The organism is Neisseria sp. P0021.S005, from assembly GCF_051956955.1.
The window spans coordinates 1-459 of sequence record NZ_JBQCWY010000951.1 but is presented as its reverse complement, the minus strand read 5'-3'; the positions used below and the strand labels follow the sequence as shown (position 1 = coordinate 459).

1 protein-coding gene is annotated in these 459 nt (G+C 50.8%); it reads left to right on the top strand.

The window, feature by feature from the left end; translation table 11 throughout:
- On the top strand, nucleotides 1-459 hold a 459-nt coding region (locus ACTHUE_RS20320; protein WP_440424313.1), incomplete at both ends, for an ABC transporter permease.

The following is a 459-nucleotide window of genomic DNA, read 5'->3' as shown; positions in this document are numbered from 1 at the left end:
GCTTTATGTCATTTATTACCATGATTTCAATCGCCGGTATCGCCTTGGGCGTAACGGCGCTGATTGTGGTGCTATCAGTGATGAACGGATTTCAGAAAGAGATACGCGGTCAATTGTTGAACGTCGCACCTCATGCAGAAATCGGCTATTACGATGTCGGCAGTGCGCCGGGTTGGCAGAATTTGCGCGAATTTGTAAAAGGCAAAAAGGAAGTATTGGCCAGCGCGCCTTATGTTTCCGATCAGGCTTTGCTTGCCAATGCCGGTGAAGTGCGCGGTGTGCAGATACGCGGTATCTTGCCGTCTGAAGAAAAAAATGTCGTTGATTACGGCAAAGATATGCCGGCCGGCAGTTTCGCCGATTTGACGCCGGGCGAATTTGATATTCTTTTAGGCCAAGGGCTGGCTGCGGCATTGGGTACGGAGCTTGGCGGTAAAGTTACTGTGATTACGCCGGAGG